The following is a 16,737-nucleotide window of genomic DNA, read 5'->3' as shown; positions in this document are numbered from 1 at the left end:
TAGCCGGTGGCCAGTAGCCGGTAGCTGGTCGCGGGGACATCCGCCCGTACCCGCGGCTGCCGGCGGTCACGACACTAGGTGGCCGGAAAGCGACACTGAAGTGTACGTTTCATCCATTGCCGCTGAACCGGATGGAGGGAACGTCCACCATGCCGGACGCATCCGCCCCGCCTGCCCCACCCGTACCGCCGACGCCGCCTGTGCCACCGACTCCGCCTGTGCCACCGACTCCGCCCGTGCCGCTCTCCGCGCTGCTGGCCCGCGAGGATCTCGGCCTGGTCCGGATCGCCGGGCCGGCCGAGACGGACACGGTGATCCACTGGGCGCACACCTCGGAGATGGCGGACCCGTACCCGTATCTGCTGGGCGGCGAGTTGCTCCTCACCGCCGGGGTGCACATCCCGGAGGCGGCGGGCTCGGGCACCTACTTCGACGACTACGTCTCCCGCATCGTCGCCGCGGGCGGCGCGGCCCTCGGCTTCGGCGTGGCCCCCGTCCACGACACGGTCCCCCGCGCCCTGGTCGCCGCCTGCGACAGCTACGGTCTGCCGCTGCTGGAGGTCCCGCCCCGGACCACCTTCTCGGCCGTCGCCCGCGCGGTCTGGCAGCTCATGGCCCAGGCCCGCCACACGGAACTGCGCCGGGTGACCGAGGCCCAGCAGAGCCTCGCCGCGGCCGCCGCCCGCCCCGATCCGGTACCGGCGGTACTGCGGCAACTCGCCCAGCGGGTGGGCGGCTGGACCGTGCTGTACGGGCCGGAGGGGGCGGAGCTGGCGCGGGCGGGGAGGGGCGCGGAGGAGGGCGCGGTGCGGGCACTCGCGGCGCTGGCCCGTGTCGTACGGCCGTCGGCGTCCCAGGCGGGCCCCTCGCCCAACCCGCCCCCGTCCCCGTCTCCCTCTCCCTCCCCCTCCTCCGCCACGGACACCATGGGCCGCACGCACCTCGCCGCCTACGCCCTGGGCTCCGGGCAGGGTTTCGTGCTCGGGGTCGGCGCGCCGGGCCGCGAGCCCGGGGACCACACCATCGCCTCCGTCGCGGCGGTCCTGCTCTCCCTGCTCACCGGGGAGCACCAGAGCGGGAGCGGGGCGGCGCGGTCGTCGGCGCTGGTGCGGCTGCTCCTGGGAGCCGCGCCGGAGTCCGTCGCGCCCCTGCTGGGCGGCGGCGGACGGTGGACCGTCGTGCACGCGCGGCCCGCCGGGGACGACCCCGCTCCGGACGCCGTCGCCGCGTCCGCGCTCGGGGCGGCGCTCGGCTCCACGCTGGTCGACGCGGACGGTGACGTCGTACGCGTCCTGGTGCCCGACGGCCGGGCGGTCGCCGCGCAGCCCGGCTGGACCTGCGGGGTCAGCGCGTCCGTCGGAGCACCGGAGTGGGCGGCGGCCGACGCGCAGGCGGGCCGCGCCCTGGCCCGCGCCCGTGCCACGCGCGCCGCGCTGGTCCGCCACGGTGAACGCCCCGCCCTCGCCGACCTGGTCCCCCCGTCCGACGCCGAGGCGTACGCCCGCGCCCTCCTCGCGCCCGTCGCCGACAACGCCGCCCTCACCGAGACCCTCCGCACCTGGCTCTCCCTGCACGGCAGTTGGGACCGCACCGCGGTCGCCCTCTCCATCCACCGCAACACCGTCCGCCAACGCATCGCCCGCTGCACGGCGTTGCTCGGCTCGGACCTCGACGACCCCGACGTCCGGATGGAGTTGTGGTTCGCGCTGCGGGACGGGTAACGAGTCCAGCCTTCCAAGGGACCGAGACGGGCGGGTGGGCGGGAAACCCGCCGCGGAGCGGTGGAGGGACGGGCGCGGAGCGGCCGGGATCGCCTGGGCGCGAGCCTTCCGAGGGACCGAGACGGGTGGGTGGGCGGGAAAGCCGCCGCGGAGCGGTGGGGAACGTGTTGCCGCGGAGCGGTCCGGGAACGCACGCCGCGGAGCGGCGCAGCCCACCCGCACAGGCCAACGGCAAGAAGGCATCCAGGGCACACCCCACCCTCGTACAACCAAGTGACCCCCGTCCCAGCGTTCGGGACATCCGACTCGCACACCGGCGCCGACGGCACAATGGACCCATGCCGATACCCGGGATCCCCAGCCGCCAAGAGCTCGTCGACCACCTCGTCCAGACACGCATCGCGGGCGACGTTGCCACGCCCCGCGAGAACAACCTCTCTCATTACCGCAAGCTGGCGAACGGCGAGCGCAACTGGTGGCTCGGTCTTGAGCTCGGTGACCGCTGGACCGACGAGCAGGACGTGCTCGCGGTGATGGCGGAGCGCTGCGGCGTGAACGACGACCCGGAGTACCGCTACGGGCAGGACACCATCGACCCCGACCTGACGGTGGACGCCCTGGACCGGGCGGCGGCGCGGCTGCGCAAGGCCGCCGACGGCACCCAGATCGTGCTCCTGGCGACCGGCCACCCGGGCGGTCTCCTGGACGTGCACCGCGCGACCGCCGGCGCCCTGCGCGCGGCCGGCTGCGAGATCGTGGTCATCCCGGACGGTCTCCAGACCGACGAGGGATACGTGATGCAGTTCGCGGACGTCGCGATGCTGGAGCACGGCGCCACCCTCTGGCACACCCATTCGGGCGAGCCGATGCGCGCGATCCTGGGCGGCCTGGAGCGGGAGGGCCGGCCGCTGCCCGACCTGGTCGTCGCCGACCACGGCTGGGCGGGCTTCGCGGCCCAGCAGGGCATCGACGCCATCGGCTACGCCGACTGCAACGACCCCGCCCTGTTCCTCGCCGAGTCCGAGGGCACCCTCCAGGTGGCCGTCCCGCTGGACGACCACGTCACCAGCCCCCGCCACTACGACCCGATGACGGCCTACCTCCTGAACGCGGCCGGGCTCTCCTAGACCGCCCCTGGGGCCGGCCCTAGATCCCGGCGATCGACGCCGGCGCCCGTTCCGCCCGTGACAGTCCCCGCAGTACGTTCACCGCCCCGTGCCGCCGGACCGCGAGGTGGCCGAGGAGTTCCACCACCGGCTCCGTGACGTGGTCGGGCAGTTCGGGCGTCGGGATGCCCGCGCTGAAGGCGAGGTCGTCCGCGTGTACGACGAGTTCGAGCAGGCGGGTGAGCAGGAAGTCGTCGAGGCCGAGGGCCCAGCCGTTCCAGGACGGCATCCCGAGCGGCCTCGGCGGCGCGGCGGGCACGCCGGGGAGCTGGGCGCGCAGGCGGTCGAGGGCGGCGCCGGCGCGCGCGGCCAGCGCCTCGGGTCCCAGGACGGCCGCCGCCTCACCGCCCCGGCGGATGCGGACGTGGACCGCGCTGCCGGTGTCCTCGCCGATCCACGTCACCCGTGTCATGAAGTAGTCGCGCAGCGACACGATCTCGCCGTCGGGCGCGGGCGCGTCCAGTGCCTCCGGGACGAACAGGATCTGCCAGGCGGTGTGCCCGGCCAGTCCCCCGACGGTGTACTCCCGCAGCGCGCTCGGCTTCTCCCACGCCTCGACGACGGCGGGCTCGCCGAGCAGCCCCACCATGGACGCCGCGGCGTCCAGGAAGGCCTCCCGGACCCCCGGCCCGCGCCAGTTCCAGCTCCCGATGTCCACCCCGGTCATGCCGCCCCCTCAACGAGTGTCCTGTGCACGCCATCCTGCCGTGCGTGGGGCCCCGTACAGGTCCCGTGCAGGCCCCGTTGGCGAGAAACGACCATGGAAAGGCCGGTCACGGCCAGGGGTTGAGCCCCTCCTCGCGGCGCTGCGCGAACCCCGGCGTCGGGTCCAGGTACACCCGGCTGACCATCGGGAACACCTCCCGCAGCCGCTGCTCCGCCTGCTCGCAGGCCCACTCGATCTGGGCGGCGGTCGACACGTCACGGAAGTCGACCTTCGCGGCGACCAGCGCCTCCCGCGGCCCCTGGACCAGGGTCGTCAGTTCCAGTACGGCCTCGATGTGCTCCGACGCGAGCAGTTCGGTCTCGATCCGCTCCCGGACCTGCCTGGGCAGCGGGCGCCCGATGAGCAGCTCCGCGTTGGATCGGCCCAGCACCCAGGCGACGTACAGCAGGAGTACGCCGATGCACAGGGACGCGATGCCGTCCCAGACACCGGAGCCGCTGAGCTGGCCGCCGAGCAGGCCGCCCGCCGCGAGCAGCAGGCCCACCAGCGCGGCCGAGTCCTCCATGACGACGGCCTTCACGGCGGTGTCGGGGGTGCGCCGGAGGTAGAGCCTGAAGGGGGCCTTCAGCCGCTTCGCCTCGCCCCGCGCCTGGCGTACGCCGGTGCGCAGGGAGTAGCCCTCCAGGAGGAAGGCGATGGCGAGCACGATGTACGAGACCAGCGGGTCGCCGAGTTCCTCGCCCGCGACGAGGGTGTGGATGCCGTCGTAGAGCGAGAACACCGCGCCGCCGACGAAGGTCGCGACGGCGGCGAGGAGTGCCCAGATGTAGCGCTCGGGGCCGTAGCCGAGCGGGTGTTCCTCGTCCGCCGGTTTCTCGCTGCGTTTCAGCGCGGTCAGCAGCATCACCTCGGTGACGGTGTCCGCCACCGAGTGCGCCGCCTCGGAGAGCATCGCGCTGGATCCGCTGATCACCCCGGCGACGGCCTTGGCGAGCGCGATACCGAGATTGGCGACGGCGGCGACGAGCACCGTGAAGGTGCTCTCGCCGCCGCCGTTGTCGTCCTGTTCCGAAGCGTCAGCCATGACCCAAGTCTTACCGGCCCGCGCTCATCGCGGGATACGGACCACGCCCTCCTGGATCACCGTGATGGCCAGCCGGCCGTCCTGGGTGTAGATGCGGGCCTGGCCCAGGCCCCGTCCGCCGGACGCGGACGGCGACTCCTGGTCGTACAGCAGCCACTCGTCGGCGCGGAAGGGCCGGTGGAACCACATCGCGTGGTCCAGCGAGGCGCCGACGACGTCGCCGACGGCCCAGCCGCCGCGTCCGTGCGCCAGCAGGACGGAGTCCAGGAGCGTCATGTCGGAGACGTAGGTGGCGAGGCAGACGTGCAGCAGCGGGTCGTCGGCGAGCTTGCCGTTGGCGCGGAACCACACCTGCGAGCGCGGTTCGCGCGGCTGCCCGTACCGGCCGTGCGGCGGGTCGTCCACGTAGCGCAGGTCGACCTCGGCGCGCGCGTGCAGGATCTTGGCCCTGACCTCGGGGTCGATGTGCTCGTAGGACCTCATCCGTTCCTCCGCCGTGGGCAGGGTGACGGGGTCGGGCGCGGGCGGCATCGGCGCCTGGTGGTCGAAGCCCTCCTCGTACCGCTGGAAGGAGGCCGAGAGGTGGAAGATCGGCTGCCCGTGCTGGACCGCGACGACCCGGCGGGTGGTGAAGGAGCGGCCGTCGCCGATGCGGTCCACGGTGTAGACGATGGGCGCGCCGGGGTCGCCGAGGCGCAGGAAGTACGAGTGGAGGGAGTGCGCGAACCGGTCCTCGGGAACCGTGCGCCCCGCGGCGACGAGCGCCTGTGCGGCGACCTGTCCGCCGAAGACCCGTGGGACGACGGCGGACCTGGACCGGCCGCGGAAGATGTTCTCCTCGATCTGTTCGAGGTCGAGCAGATCGAGGAGGGACTGAAGTGCCTGACTCATGGAGCCATTTCTACTGACCGGTGATTTCGGTGGTCTTACAGGCCCATGTTCTTGGCGATGATCGACTTCATGATCTCGCTGGTGCCGCCGTAGATCCTGTTCACGCGGTTGTCCGCGTACAGGCGGGCGATCGGGTACTCGTTCATGAAGCCGTAGCCGCCGTGCAGCTGGAGGCAGCGGTCGATGACGCGGTGCGCGACCTCGGTGCAGAACAGCTTGGCGCTGGCGGCCTCGGCCGGGGACAGCTCGCCCTGGTCGAGGGCCTCCAGGGCGCGGTCGGCGACGGCCTGGGCCGCGTCCACCTCGGCCTGGCAGGCGGCCAGCTCGAACTTGGTGTTCTGGAAGTGCGAGACCGGCTTGCCGAAGACGGTGCGCTCCTGGACGTACTCCTTGGCGAACCGGACGGCCGCCGCGGCCTGCGCGTAGGCGCCGAACGCGATGCCCCAGCGCTCGGAGGGCAGGTTGCCGCCGAGGTAGTAGAAGCCCTTGTTCTCCTCGCCGAGCAGGTCCTCGACCGGCACCTTCACGTCGACGAACGCCAGCTCGGCGGTGTCGGAGACCTTAAGGCCCAGCTTGTCGAGCTTGCGGCCGATGGAGTAGCCCTCGGCCTTGGTGTCGACGGCGAACAGTGAGATGCCGTGGCGGCGGTCCTCCGGCGTCGGGGCGGAGGTGCGGGCGCAGACGATCACGCGGTCGGCGTGCACACCGCCGGTGATGAACGTCTTGGAGCCGTTGAGGACGTAGTGCGTGCCGTCCTCGGAGAGCTTCGCGGTGGTCTTCATGCCCGCGAGGTCGGAGCCGGTGCCCGGCTCCGTCATCGCCAGGGCCCACATCTCCTCGCCGGAGACGAACTTCGGCAGGAAGCGCTTCTTCTGCTCGTCGGTGGCCAGCGCCTTGATGTAGGGCAGGCCGAGCAGCACGTGCACACCGGAGCCGCCGAAGGAGACACCCGCGCGCGCGGTCTCCTCGTACATCACGGCCTCGAACTTGTACGAGTCGATGCCCGCGCCGCCGTACTCCTCGTCCACGCGGATGCCGAAGACGCCGAGTTCGGCGAGCTTGTAGTAGAAGTCGCGCGGAGCCTGGCCCGCGGCGAACCACTCGTCGTAGACGGGGACGACCTCGGCCTCTATGAAGGCGCGGAGGGTCTCCCGGAACGCCTCGTGGTCCTCGTTGAACACAGTACGGCGCACCGCCGGCACCTCTCTGCGCCTAAGCCGGCGCCGCTCTCGCGTATGGGGTTGCTAGCCGTGGGGGTTCCCCGGTCGAGGCCACCGACCCCGGCTAAGCGCTTGCTCAGTTCCAGGTTACCGGGCAGTCACGACCGTCGTCCAGAGGAGGCGTGCAGCCGTCCCGAGACGCTCGTCACGCTCCCGCGGCCTCGAAGGCCCCGCGCGTCATCCGGTGCAGCAGCGCGGCGGTGGCCGCCCGCCCCGGCAGCGCGCCGGGGCGCCCCAGGTGGGGGGTGGAGTTGAGCAGCCCGAAGACCGAGTGCACGGCCGAGCGGGCGGCGGGTTCGGCCAGCGCCGGATAGACCTCGCGCACGACCTCCACCCACAGCTCGACGTACTGCCGCTGGAGCTGTCGTACGAGCTTGCGGTCGCTGTCACGCAGGCGGTCGAGCTCGCGGTCGTGCAGGGTGATCAGCGGGCGGTCGTCGAGCGCGAAGTCGATGTGCCCCTCGATGAGCGAGTCGAGGACCCGCTCCGGAGGGTTCCCGTCGGCCTCGGCGACCCGCCGCTTGGCGCCGGTCAGCAGCTGGCCGCTGATCCCCACCAGGAGCTCGGCGAGCATCGCGTCCTTGCCGGGGAAGTGCCGGTACAGACCGGGGCCGCTGATGCCGACCGCGGCCCCTATCTCATCCACACCCACGCCGTGGAAGCCGCGCTCGGCGAACAGCCGGGCGGCCTCCTTGAGGATCTGCTCTCGACGGGTGGGCGCGTCGGTTCTCGTGGCCATGGAAGTGATTCTAGACAGGAAGGTTAGCGGTCGTTAACCTGGAGGAAACGCGTTAACGCTCATTAACAACGTGAGGGGTCCGCGCAATGCACCACGAGGCACCGGAGCTGACGAGCGCGGCAGACCCCGCGTCGGAGGCCTGGCGGGCCAATGAGGCGGCCCATCGCGCGCTGGGCGAGGAGCTGCGGCAGAAGCTGGCCGCCGCCCGTCTCGGCGGCGGGGAGCGAGCCCGCGCGCGGCACACCGCGCGCGGCAAGCTGCTGCCGCGCGACCGGGTCGACGCCCTCCTGGACCCCGGCTCGCCCTTCCTGGAGCTGGCCCCGCTCGCGGCGGACGGGCTGTACGACGGCCAGGCGCCGGCCGCCGGAGTGATCGCCGGGATCGGGCGGGTGAGCGGCCGTGAGTGCGTGATCGTCGCCAACGACGCGACCGTCAAGGGCGGCACGTACTACCCGATGACGGTGAAGAAGCACCTGCGCGCCCAGGAGGTGGCGCTGGAGAACCGCCTCCCCTGTGTGTATCTGGTGGACTCCGGCGGCGCCTTCCTCCCCATGCAGGACGAGGTCTTCCCCGACCGCGAGCACTTCGGCCGGATCTTCTACAACCAGGCGCGGATGTCGGGCGCCGGCATCCCGCAGATCGCCGCCGTCCTCGGCTCCTGCACGGCGGGCGGCGCGTACGTGCCCGCGATGAGCGACGAGGCGGTGATCGTGCGCGGCCAGGGCACGATCTTCCTCGGCGGCCCTCCCCTGGTGAAGGCCGCCACCGGCGAGGTCGTCACCGCCGAGGAGCTGGGCGGCGGCGAGGTCCACGCGCGCGTGTCGGGCGTCACCGACCACCTCGCCGAGGACGACGCGCACGCGCTGCGGATCGTCCGGAACATCGCGGCCACCCTCCCCGCGCGCGGGCCCCTGCCCTGGGCGGTCGCGGAGTCCGTCGAGCCGAAGACGGACCCGCACGGGCTGTACGGCGCGGTGCCGGTCGACCCCCGCACCCCCTACGACGTCCGCGAGGTCATCGCGCGCGTGGTGGACGGTTCGCGGTTCGCCGAGTTCAAGGCGGAGTTCGGGCAGACCCTGGTGACCGGCTTCGCGCACATCCACGGCCACCCCGTCGGCATCGTCGCCAACAACGGCATCCTGTTCTCCGAGTCGGCCCAGAAGGGCGCCCACTTCATCGAGCTGTGCGACCAGCGGGGCATCCCCCTGGTGTTCCTCCAGAACATCTCGGGGTTCATGGTCGGCCGGCAGTACGAAGCGGGGGGCATCGCCAAGCACGGCGCCAAGATGGTGACGGCCGTGGCGTGCACCCGCGTACCGAAGCTCACGGTCGTGATCGGCGGTTCGTACGGCGCGGGGAACTACTCGATGTGCGGCCGGGCCTACTCCCCGCGCTTCCTGTGGATGTGGCCGGGCGCCAAGATCTCCGTGATGGGCGGCGAGCAGGCCTCGTCCGTCCTCGCGACCGTCAAGCGCGACCAGCTGGAGTCGCGCGGCGAGTCCTGGCCCACCGAGGACGAGGACGCCTTCAGGGCCCCGATCCGCGAGCAGTACGAACGCCAGGGCAGCGCCTACTACGCGACGGCCCGCCTCTGGGACGACGGCGTGATCGACCCGATGGAGACCCGGCAGGTCCTGGGACTCGCGCTGACCGCCTGTGCCAACGCGCCGCTGGGCGAACCCCGGTTCGGCGTCTTCCGGATGTAGGGGACGACCACTGATGCCGGATGCACCGGATGCAAGGGACGAATGCTGATGCCGGATGTAAGGAACAACTGCTGATGTTCGACACCGTGCTCGTGGCCAACCGGGGCGAGATCGCCGTCCGGGTCATCCGTACGCTTCGGTCGCTCGGCGTGCGCTCGGTGGCCGTCTTCTCCGACGCGGACGCCGACGCCCGGCACGTCCGCGAGGCGGACACGGCGGTACGGATCGGCCCGGCACCCGCCGCCGAGAGCTATCTGTCGGCCGGCCGGCTCCTGGAGGCCGCGGCGCGGACGGGCGCGCAGGCCGTCCACCCGGGGTACGGCTTCCTCGCGGAGAACGCGTCCTTCGCGCGGGCCTGCGCGGACGCCGGACTCGTCTTCATCGGGCCGCCCGCCGACGCGATCGCGCTGATGGGCGACAAGATCCGCGCCAAGGAGACGGTGCGGGCGGCCGGCGTCCCGGTGGTCCCGGGCTCCTCGGGCAGCGGGCTCACGGACGCCGAACTGGCCGACGCCGCCCGCGAGATCGGCATGCCGGTCCTGCTGAAGCCGTCGGCGGGCGGCGGCGGCAAGGGCATGCGCCTGGTGCGCGAGGCCTCGCTCCTCGCCGAGGAGATCGCCGCCGCCCGGCGCGAGGCCCGCGCCTCCTTCGGCGACGACACCCTCCTCGTGGAGCGCTGGATCGACCGCCCCCGGCACATCGAGATCCAGATCCTGGCCGACGGCCGGGGGAACGTGATCCACCTCGGCGAGCGCGAGTGCTCCCTCCAGCGCCGCCACCAGAAGATCGTCGAGGAGGCGCCGAGCGTGCTCCTGGACGCCGGCACCCGCGCCGCGATGGGCGAGGCGGCCGTCCAGGCGGCCCGCTCCTGCGGCTACGAGGGCGCGGGCACGGTGGAGTTCATCGTGCCCGGCCGCGACCCCTCCTCGTACTTCTTCATGGAGATGAACACCCGCCTCCAGGTGGAACACCCCGTCACCGAGCTGGTCACGGGCCTCGACCTGGTGGAGTGGCAGCTGCGGGTGGCCGCGGGCGAGCCCCTGCCGTACGCGCAGGAGGACATCACGCTCACCGGGCACGCCGTGGAGGCCCGGCTGTGCGCCGAGGACCCAGCGCGCGGCTTCCTCCCCTCCGGGGGCACGGTGCTGATGCTGCACGAGCCTCAGGGCGACGGCGTGCGCACCGACTCGGGGCTCGGCGAGGGCATGGAGGTCGGCAGCCTGTACGACCCGATGCTGTCCAAGGTCATCGCGTACGGGCCGGACCGCGCGACCGCGCTGCGCAGGCTCCGGGCGGCGCTGGCGCGGACGGTGACGCTGGGGGTGCAGACGAACGCGGGGTTCCTGCGGAGGCTGCTCGCTCACCCGGCGGTGGTCGCCGGGGAGCTGGACACCGGGCTGGTGGAGCGGGAGGCGGACTCGCTGGTCTCGGCGGAGGTGGCGAGGGAGGTGTACGCGGCGGCGGCGCTGCTGCGTCAGGCGGCCCTCGGGCCCCGCGGCACCGGCTGGGTCGACCCGTTCTCCGTGCCGGACGGCTGGCGGCTCGGCGGCGAACCCGCCTGGACGGCACACCACTTGCGGGTGCCGGGGCACGACCCGGTGACCGTCCGCGTGCGCGGCACGGCCGACGGTGCCACCGAGGTGCTCCTCGACGACGGGGAGCCGCCCCTGCGCGTCCCCGGATCCCGGGGAGACAGCGCGGCCCGGTTCGCCTTTCAGCTCGGCGGTGTCACCCACACCTTCGCCGCTCTGCCGGACGGCACCTGGCTGGGCCGCGACGGCGATGCCTGGCAGGTGCGTGACCACGACCCGGTGGCCGCGTCGCTCACCGGCGCCACGCGTGCCGGTGCCGACTCGCTCACCGCGCCCATGCCCGGCACCGTGACCGTGGTGAAGGTCACCGTCGGGGACGAGGTGACCGCCGGGCAGAGCCTGCTGGTGGTCGAGGCGATGAAGATGGAGCACGTCATCTCCGCGCCGCACGCCGGGACCGTGAGCGAGCTGGACGTCACGCCGGGCACCACCGTCGCCATGGACCAGGTCCTGGCGGTCATCACGGCGGCGGAGCCCGCGGAGCGGGAGGCAGCGGTATGAGCACCCCCGAACTCGGCCTCCCCATGGTCGTACCGGCCCCGGGCCTCCCCGCCCGGGTGCGGATCCACGAGGTCGGCCCACGCGACGGTCTCCAGAACGAGAAGGCGACGGTCCCGACCGAGGTCAAGGCCGAGTTCGTCCGGCGGCTGGCCGACGCGGGCCTCACCACCATCGAGGCCACCAGCTTCGTCCACCCCAAGTGGGTCCCCCAACTGGCCGACGCCGAGGCACTGTTCCCGCTCGTACGGGACCTGCCCGGCGTCCACCTCCCCGTGCTCGTACCGAACGCGCACGGCCTGGACCGGGCCCTCGCCCTCGGCGCCACCCGCGTGGCCGTCTTCGCCAGCGCCACGCAGTCCTTCTCCAAGGCCAACCTGAACAGGACGGTCGACGAGGCACTGGCCATGTTCGAGCCGGTGGTGTCGCAGGCCAAGAAGGACGGTCTGCATGTGCGGAGTTACCTCTCCATGTGCTTCGGCGATCCCTGGGAGGGCGCAGTCCCCGTCCACCAGGTGGTCCGGGTGTGCAGGTCCCTGCTGGACATGGGCTGCGACGAGCTGAGCCTCGGCGACACCATCGGCGTGGCGACGCCGGGCCATGTGCGCGGGCTGCTCACGGAGCTCAACGAAGCGGGGGTGCCGACCGGTTCGATCGGCGTGCACTTCCACGACACATACGGCCAGGCGCTCACCAACACCCTGGTCGCGCTCCAGCACGGTGTCACCACCGTGGACGCCTCCGCGGGCGGCCTCGGCGGCTGCCCCTACGCCAAGTCCGCCACCGGCAACCTCGCCACCGAGGATCTCGTGTGGATGCTCCAAGGCCTCGGTATCGACACCGGGGTCGACCTGGGCCGTCTCACCGCCACCAGCGTGTGGATGGCCGACCAGTTGGGCCGACCCAGCCCGTCCCGCACCGTCAAAGCGCTCGCTGGAACCGCACAGCCCCCCAAGGAGTGACCCCGATGTCCCTGGACCACCGCCTCTCCCCCGAACTGGACGAACTGCGGCGCACCGTCGCGGAGTTCGCCCACGACGTCGTCGCGCCGAAGATCGGTGACCTCTACGAGCGGCACGAGTTCCCGTACGAGATCGTGCGCGAGATGGGCCGCATGGGCCTGTTCGGGCTGCCCTTCCCCGAGGAGTACGGCGGTATGGGCGGCGACTATCTGGCCCTCGGCGTCGTGCTGGAGGAGCTCGGGCGCGTCGACTCCTCCGTCGCCATCACCCTGGAGGCGGGTGTCTCGCTGGGCGCCATGCCGATCCACCTCTTCGGCACCGATGCCCAGAAGGCCCAGTGGCTGCCCCGCCTCTGCTCGGGCGAGATCCTCGGCGCGTTCGGGCTCACCGAACCGGACGGCGGCTCGGACGCGGGGGCTACGCGCACGACGGCCCGCCTCGACCCGGAGACGAACGAGTGGGTGATCAACGGCACGAAGTGCTTCATCACCAACTCGGGCACGGACATCACGGGCCTGGTCACGGTCACCGCCGTCACGGGCCGCAAGCCGGACGGCGGGCCGCGCATCTCCTCGATCATCGTCCCGTCCGGGACCCCGGGCTTCACGGTGGCCGCCCCGTACTCCAAGGTCGGCTGGAACTCCTCCGACACCCGCGAGCTGTCCTTCCAGGACGTCCGGGTACCGGCGGCGAACCTGCTCGGCGAGGTGGGCCGCGGCTACGCCCAGTTCCTGCGCATCCTGGACGAGGGCCGCATCGCGATCGCGGCCCTGGCCACCGGGCTCGCACAGGGCTGCGTGGACGAGTCGGTGAAGTACGCCAAGGAGCGCCACGCGTTCGGGCGGAACATCGGCTCGTACCAGGCCATCCAGTTCAAGATCGCCGACATGGAGATGAAGGCCCACACCGCCCGCCTGGCCTGGCGCGACGCCGCGTCCCGGCTCGTCACCGGCGACCCCTTCAAGAAGGAGGCGGCCCTCGCCAAGCTCTACTCCTCCACCATCGCCGTCGACAACGCCCGCGACGCCACCCAGATCCACGGCGGCTACGGCTTCATGAACGAGTACCCGGTGGCCCGCATGTGGCGGGACTCCAAGATCCTGGAGATCGGCGAGGGCACGAGCGAGGTGCAGCGGATGCTGATCGCCCGGGAGCTGGGGCTGACGGGCTGATCCCCCTTCCCCCGGGCGGCCCGGGTCAGTTGGGGGCGGGCATCGGCAGCGGGCTGGACGCGGAGCGGTCCGGGCGTACGGAGAAGGCCGTGTCGCCCGCGACCGCGACGATCGCGTCCTTGACCAGCAGCACCCTCGGGACGGTGCTCTCCGCCGAGATGCCGGGGTCGTCGAGCTTGTCGGTGCTCCAGACCTCGGCACCGGTCCGGCGGTCGAGCGCGAGCAGGCGGCCGTAGCGGTTGGCGAGGTAGAGGGCGTCGTACTTCGACGACACCACCGGCTTCGAGAGGTTCTCGATCCCCGTCGCCCGCTGCCACAGCCGGGCGCCGTCGCTCACCCTGACGGCGGTGACGGTCCCGTCGGGCCGGACGAAGTGGGCGACGCCTCCGGCGAGGGTGACCGAGCCGCGCGGGGTGCCCGCCAGCGGGACCCGGGTGACGGCGCCGTCGGCCGGGTCCACCCGCAGCAGCACCGTGTACGCCTCGTCCAGGCCGTCGACCGACTCGTACTCCACCGACCTGGGCACCGCGAACAGCGGCCGCCCGTCGACGACGCCGAGCGGCACCGACCCGACGGGCAGCGAGGCGAGTTCGCGCGCCGTCCCGTCGGCCGGGGCGAGGCGGACGAGGGCCATCGGCCCGAAGGCGGGGTCCTCCTGCCCGCACTGGCCGTAGGGAACGCCCCCCAGGGCCACCGGAACGCAGAAGTCACCCGCCGACGACTTCGCCGGTGTCCGCCACAGCGCCTTGCCCGTCCGGATGTCGAAGGCGATGAACTCCGTCCTGTCGTCCGACATCGTCAGGACGCCGCGGCTGAACAGGACGGCCGGGTCGACCTCGCTGACCGGATGGGCCCAGAGCCGTCTCCCGGTGCCCGCGTCCAGCGCGACCAGCCGCCACGACTCGGTCACGACCACCTCGGGGTCCGGCTTCTCGTACACGAGGACGACCCCGTCCCTGACTCCGACGGGCAGCGCCGTCTGCGGGCTGACGCCGGCCCGCCACTCGACATGACCGGAGGCCGCGTCGATCTTGGCGACCGTGAAGGCGGTGCCCGCGCAGTACACGAAGGAGCCGCCGGGCAGGCAGCCGGACTCGGCGTTCGACACGACGTAGTCCGCGGACAGTTCGGCCCGGGTGAGGTTCGCGCGCCACGGCTCCCAGCCGGCGGGGAGCACCGGGGCCGGGTACACGCCGGTGCGCAGCTCGGCTTCCTCGCCGCTGCCGGGGTTCGACGACAGGTAGAACGCCGCCGCGCCCACCATGGTGACGGCCAGGGCCACGCCGAGGACGAGGAGCCGGCGGGTCCGGCGCCGTCGCGCGGCGGCGGCGCGGGCGGAGCTGCCCGCGGCCCCCTGCGTGTCCGCGAAGCTGCGTGCCGGGTTCGGGCCGAGGGAGCCGCCCGCCGCTCTCCTGGCGAGCTCGGGCGCCGCTTCTCCCCGGGGCGGGGCCGCCGCGTCGGAGCCCGCGTCGACCGTGTCCGGGAGGCTCCTGAACAGCCGGTGCAGCTCGGTGAGTTCGGGCCGGTCGGCCGGGTCCTTCTCCAGGCAGCGTTCGGCGATGCTCCGCAACGGCTCATGGACCCCGTCGAGGTGCGGTTCCTCGTACATCACCTGATAGCCCGTCAGGTACGGGCTGCCGCCGACGAAGGGGCGGTTGCCGGTGGCGGCGTACACCAGCAGCGAGCCGAGCGAGAAGACGTCGGAGGCGGCGGTGACGTCCCGGGGCGAGACGAACTGCTCGGGCGACATGAACGGCGGGGTGCCGATCAGCCGCCCGGTCACGGTGAGCGCCTGGTTGTCGGCGGCCCGCGAGATGCCGAAGTCGATGACGCGCGGGCCGTCGGCGGCCATCAGGACGTTGCTCGGCTTCAGATCCCGGTGCACCACGCCCGCCTGGTGGATGTCCCGCAGGGCTTCGACCAGTCCCAGCGCCAGCGCGCGGAGGTCGGGGCCGTTCAACGGGCCTTCCTGGGCGACGAGTTCGGCCAGGGTACGGCCGGGCACGTACAGGGTCGCCATCCACGGCACCGGGGCGTCGGGGTCGGCGTCCACGACCGGCGCGGTGAACGCACCGCTGACCCGTCGCGCCGCCGCGACCTCCTGCCGGAACCTGGCCCGGAACTCCTCGTCCAGCGCGTACTGCGCGTGCACCACCTTGACCGCGACCTGGCGTCCCGAGGCCGAGCGTGCCAGGTGGACGACGCCCATGCCGCCGCTGCCGAGCCGGTCGACGAGGACGTAACCGCCTATGGACCCGATGGACTCCGATTCCCCGGTGCTCAGCGGCATCGCCGGTACCTTTCCAAATCCCCTGTGTCGCACAGCCGTTCAGCGGCACCAGAGTAGTACCTGTGCCCCGCTCCCCTCCCGGGTGCCATCATCACCGGCGCCCCGGCCGACAACTTCGCCGCGCTGAACCCCTTCTCGCACGCCTGGACCGCCCGGCCCCTCAGCCCAGCTTCGCGTCCTGGGCCTCGACCAGAGCGGTCGGAAAGTCGAAGTCGCCCCCGGACACGGCGGCGTTGGAGCTGACGGTGCTGAACTGGGCGAGAGTACTGCCGTGCCGGAAGACCACCGCCTTCACCGGGCCCAGCAGGTCGGTGTCCCCGCCGAGCGTCGCGGTGAAGGCGACGGCCTCCTCACCCGCGTCCGGCGCGCTGCCCGCGGTCACCTCTCCCGGCTCCCCCGTACCGAGGGCGCCGGTCTGGAATCCGCCGTCGCACCCGGCGATCCCGCCGCCGAGCGCCTCGATCGCCGTACGCGCCTGGTCGGCACTGTCGTACGAGGAGAGGCTCACGGTGGTGGTGGAGACCGTGAGCTCCGCGTCCAGCGCCCCGTCGGGCTCGGACGTCACCCGCCGGTGCACGGTGGCCGCCGGTTTCCCCAGGGCCACCCCCCACATGACCTGGCTGACCTCGGCACAGTCCACCTCTCCCGTACGGGCGTCCCGCTGTGTGAGGATCTCGGCCGCGGCGGGCTTCCTGACGAGGAACCCCTCGATGTCGCTCTCGGCCAGGGCCAGCTTCTCCAACCGCGCCGCGGTGAGCGCGTCGGACGCCCGCCGGCTGCTCGACGCGGATGCCTCGCCGCCCTCCCCGCCGCCGGAACCGTCGTCGGAGTCACCGCACCCGGCGGCGAACACGAGGGGCACGAGCAGGGCCACGAAGGCCCCGGCGCGGGGACGGCTGCGGCGTATGCCGGAACTGTTCACGATGTGCTGCGGCCTCTTTCTCCACGGTGCCGACGGTGACCGGCCGACAGTTTTCCACGGCGCCGACGGTGGCCGGCCGACAGTTTTCCACGGCGCCAGCGGTGGCC

Annotated in this window: 13 protein-coding genes; 6 read left to right on the top strand and 7 right to left on the bottom strand. The window is 72.7% G+C overall.

Annotation, left to right across the window (positions count from 1 at the left end; translation table 11 throughout):
- The first annotated feature begins 149 nt into the window (after window positions 1-149).
- Both ACIP79_RS17135 and ACIP79_RS17130 read left to right on the top strand, forming a co-directional pair.
- Window positions 150-1,721 carry a PucR family transcriptional regulator gene (locus ACIP79_RS17135; RefSeq protein ID WP_401223918.1) on the top strand — a complete coding sequence of 524 codons (1,572 nt, stop codon included), beginning with the start codon at window positions 150-152 and terminating at the stop codon, window positions 1,719-1,721.
- Window positions 1,722-2,059: 338 nt separating this feature from the next.
- Entirely contained in the window at window positions 2,060-2,848 is a 789-nt protein-coding gene (locus ACIP79_RS17130; RefSeq protein WP_401223915.1) for a phosphatase, read from the top strand.
- A 19-nt stretch (window positions 2,849-2,867) separates the two neighbouring features.
- Here the strand turns inward: ACIP79_RS17130 and ACIP79_RS17125 are convergent, their stop codons facing one another.
- From ACIP79_RS17125 to ACIP79_RS17105, 5 genes are all read right to left on the bottom strand, one after another.
- Window positions 2,868-3,554 (bottom strand): maleylpyruvate isomerase N-terminal domain-containing protein, encoded by a 687-nt coding sequence (locus tag ACIP79_RS17125; RefSeq protein WP_401223913.1) that lies wholly within the window; start codon window positions 3,552-3,554, stop codon window positions 2,868-2,870.
- A gap of 106 nt (window positions 3,555-3,660) precedes the next feature.
- Window positions 3,661-4,638 (bottom strand): cation diffusion facilitator family transporter, encoded by a 978-nt coding sequence (locus ACIP79_RS17120; protein ID WP_401223912.1) that lies wholly within the window; start codon window positions 4,636-4,638, stop codon window positions 3,661-3,663.
- Between the two features lie 24 nt (window positions 4,639-4,662).
- A complete protein-coding gene (locus tag ACIP79_RS17115) occupies window positions 4,663-5,529 on the bottom strand; it encodes an acyl-CoA thioesterase (protein WP_401223909.1) in 867 nt (288 codons plus the stop codon).
- Between the two features lie 35 nt (window positions 5,530-5,564).
- On the bottom strand, window positions 5,565-6,722 hold the full coding sequence (locus ACIP79_RS17110) for an acyl-CoA dehydrogenase family protein (RefSeq protein WP_401223907.1): 1,158 nt from the start codon (window positions 6,720-6,722) through the stop codon (window positions 5,565-5,567).
- Window positions 6,723-6,894: 172 nt separating this feature from the next.
- Window positions 6,895-7,488, bottom strand: a complete 594-nt coding sequence (locus ACIP79_RS17105) for a TetR/AcrR family transcriptional regulator (protein WP_383681015.1) — start codon at window positions 7,486-7,488, stop codon at window positions 6,895-6,897.
- An 86-nt stretch (window positions 7,489-7,574) separates the two neighbouring features.
- Here ACIP79_RS17105 and ACIP79_RS17100 point away from each other — a divergent pair, with 86 nt between their 5' ends.
- The 4 genes from ACIP79_RS17100 (at window position 7,575) to ACIP79_RS17085 (ending at window position 13,418) form a co-directional block, all read left to right on the top strand.
- On the top strand, window positions 7,575-9,194 hold the full coding sequence (locus ACIP79_RS17100) for a carboxyl transferase domain-containing protein (protein ID WP_401223906.1): 1,620 nt from the start codon (window positions 7,575-7,577) through the stop codon (window positions 9,192-9,194).
- A gap of 74 nt (window positions 9,195-9,268) precedes the next feature.
- Window positions 9,269-11,287: an acetyl/propionyl/methylcrotonyl-CoA carboxylase subunit alpha gene (locus ACIP79_RS17095; RefSeq protein ID WP_401223903.1), complete on the top strand. Its 2,019-nt coding sequence runs from the start codon at window positions 9,269-9,271 to the stop codon at window positions 11,285-11,287.
- A complete protein-coding gene (locus ACIP79_RS17090; RefSeq protein ID WP_401223901.1) occupies window positions 11,284-12,246 on the top strand; it encodes a hydroxymethylglutaryl-CoA lyase in 963 nt (320 codons plus the stop codon). Before ACIP79_RS17095 ends, ACIP79_RS17090 begins: the two co-directional genes overlap by 4 nt.
- An 11-nt stretch (window positions 12,247-12,257) precedes the next feature.
- Window positions 12,258-13,418, top strand: coding sequence for an acyl-CoA dehydrogenase family protein (locus tag ACIP79_RS17085; protein ID WP_401224290.1), 1,161 nt, complete (start codon window positions 12,258-12,260; stop codon window positions 13,416-13,418).
- Window positions 13,419-13,443: 25 nt separating this feature from the next.
- Here ACIP79_RS17085 and ACIP79_RS17080 read toward each other — a convergent pair whose 3' ends face one another.
- Both ACIP79_RS17080 and ACIP79_RS17075 read right to left on the bottom strand, forming a co-directional pair.
- A complete protein-coding gene (locus tag ACIP79_RS17080) occupies window positions 13,444-15,708 on the bottom strand; it encodes a PQQ-binding-like beta-propeller repeat protein (protein WP_401223898.1) in 2,265 nt (754 codons plus the stop codon).
- Window positions 15,709-15,868: 160 nt separating this feature from the next.
- The gene (locus ACIP79_RS17075) at window positions 15,869-16,630 is read right to left on the bottom strand and encodes a hypothetical protein (protein ID WP_401223897.1); all 762 of its coding nucleotides are present in this window, start codon (window positions 16,628-16,630) and stop codon (window positions 15,869-15,871) included.
- Window positions 16,631-16,737 lie beyond the last annotated feature (107 nt).

Origin of the sequence: Streptomyces sp. NPDC088747, from assembly GCF_044751025.1 — a bacterium.
Classification (GTDB): domain Bacteria; phylum Actinomycetota; class Actinomycetes; order Streptomycetales; family Streptomycetaceae; genus Streptomyces.
Note: the sequence above shows the minus strand (reverse complement) of the source record. Positions and strands in the feature narration are given on the sequence as shown.

What these genes read in the sequence shown, in the direction of transcription:
- ACIP79_RS17095 (WP_401223903.1), top strand. Translation starts at nt 9,269, where the DNA reads ATGTTCGACACCGTGCTCGTGGCCAACCGGGGCGAGATCGCCGTCCGG.
- ACIP79_RS17080 (WP_401223898.1), bottom strand. Translation starts at nt 15,708, where the DNA reads ATGCCGCTGAGCACCGGGGAATCGGAGTCCATCGGGTCCATAGGCGGT.
- ACIP79_RS17135 (WP_401223918.1), top strand. Translation starts at nt 150, where the DNA reads ATGCCGGACGCATCCGCCCCGCCTGCCCCACCCGTACCGCCGACGCCG.
- ACIP79_RS17090 (WP_401223901.1), top strand. Translation starts at nt 11,284, where the DNA reads ATGAGCACCCCCGAACTCGGCCTCCCCATGGTCGTACCGGCCCCGGGC.
- ACIP79_RS17130 (WP_401223915.1), top strand. Translation starts at nt 2,060, where the DNA reads ATGCCGATACCCGGGATCCCCAGCCGCCAAGAGCTCGTCGACCACCTC.
- ACIP79_RS17120 (WP_401223912.1), bottom strand. Translation starts at nt 4,638, where the DNA reads ATGGCTGACGCTTCGGAACAGGACGACAACGGCGGCGGCGAGAGCACC.
- ACIP79_RS17125 (WP_401223913.1), bottom strand. Translation starts at nt 3,554, where the DNA reads ATGACCGGGGTGGACATCGGGAGCTGGAACTGGCGCGGGCCGGGGGTC.
- ACIP79_RS17115 (WP_401223909.1), bottom strand. Translation starts at nt 5,529, where the DNA reads ATGAGTCAGGCACTTCAGTCCCTCCTCGATCTGCTCGACCTCGAACAG.
- ACIP79_RS17100 (WP_401223906.1), top strand. Translation starts at nt 7,575, where the DNA reads ATGCACCACGAGGCACCGGAGCTGACGAGCGCGGCAGACCCCGCGTCG.
- ACIP79_RS17105 (WP_383681015.1), bottom strand. Translation starts at nt 7,488, where the DNA reads ATGGCCACGAGAACCGACGCGCCCACCCGTCGAGAGCAGATCCTCAAG.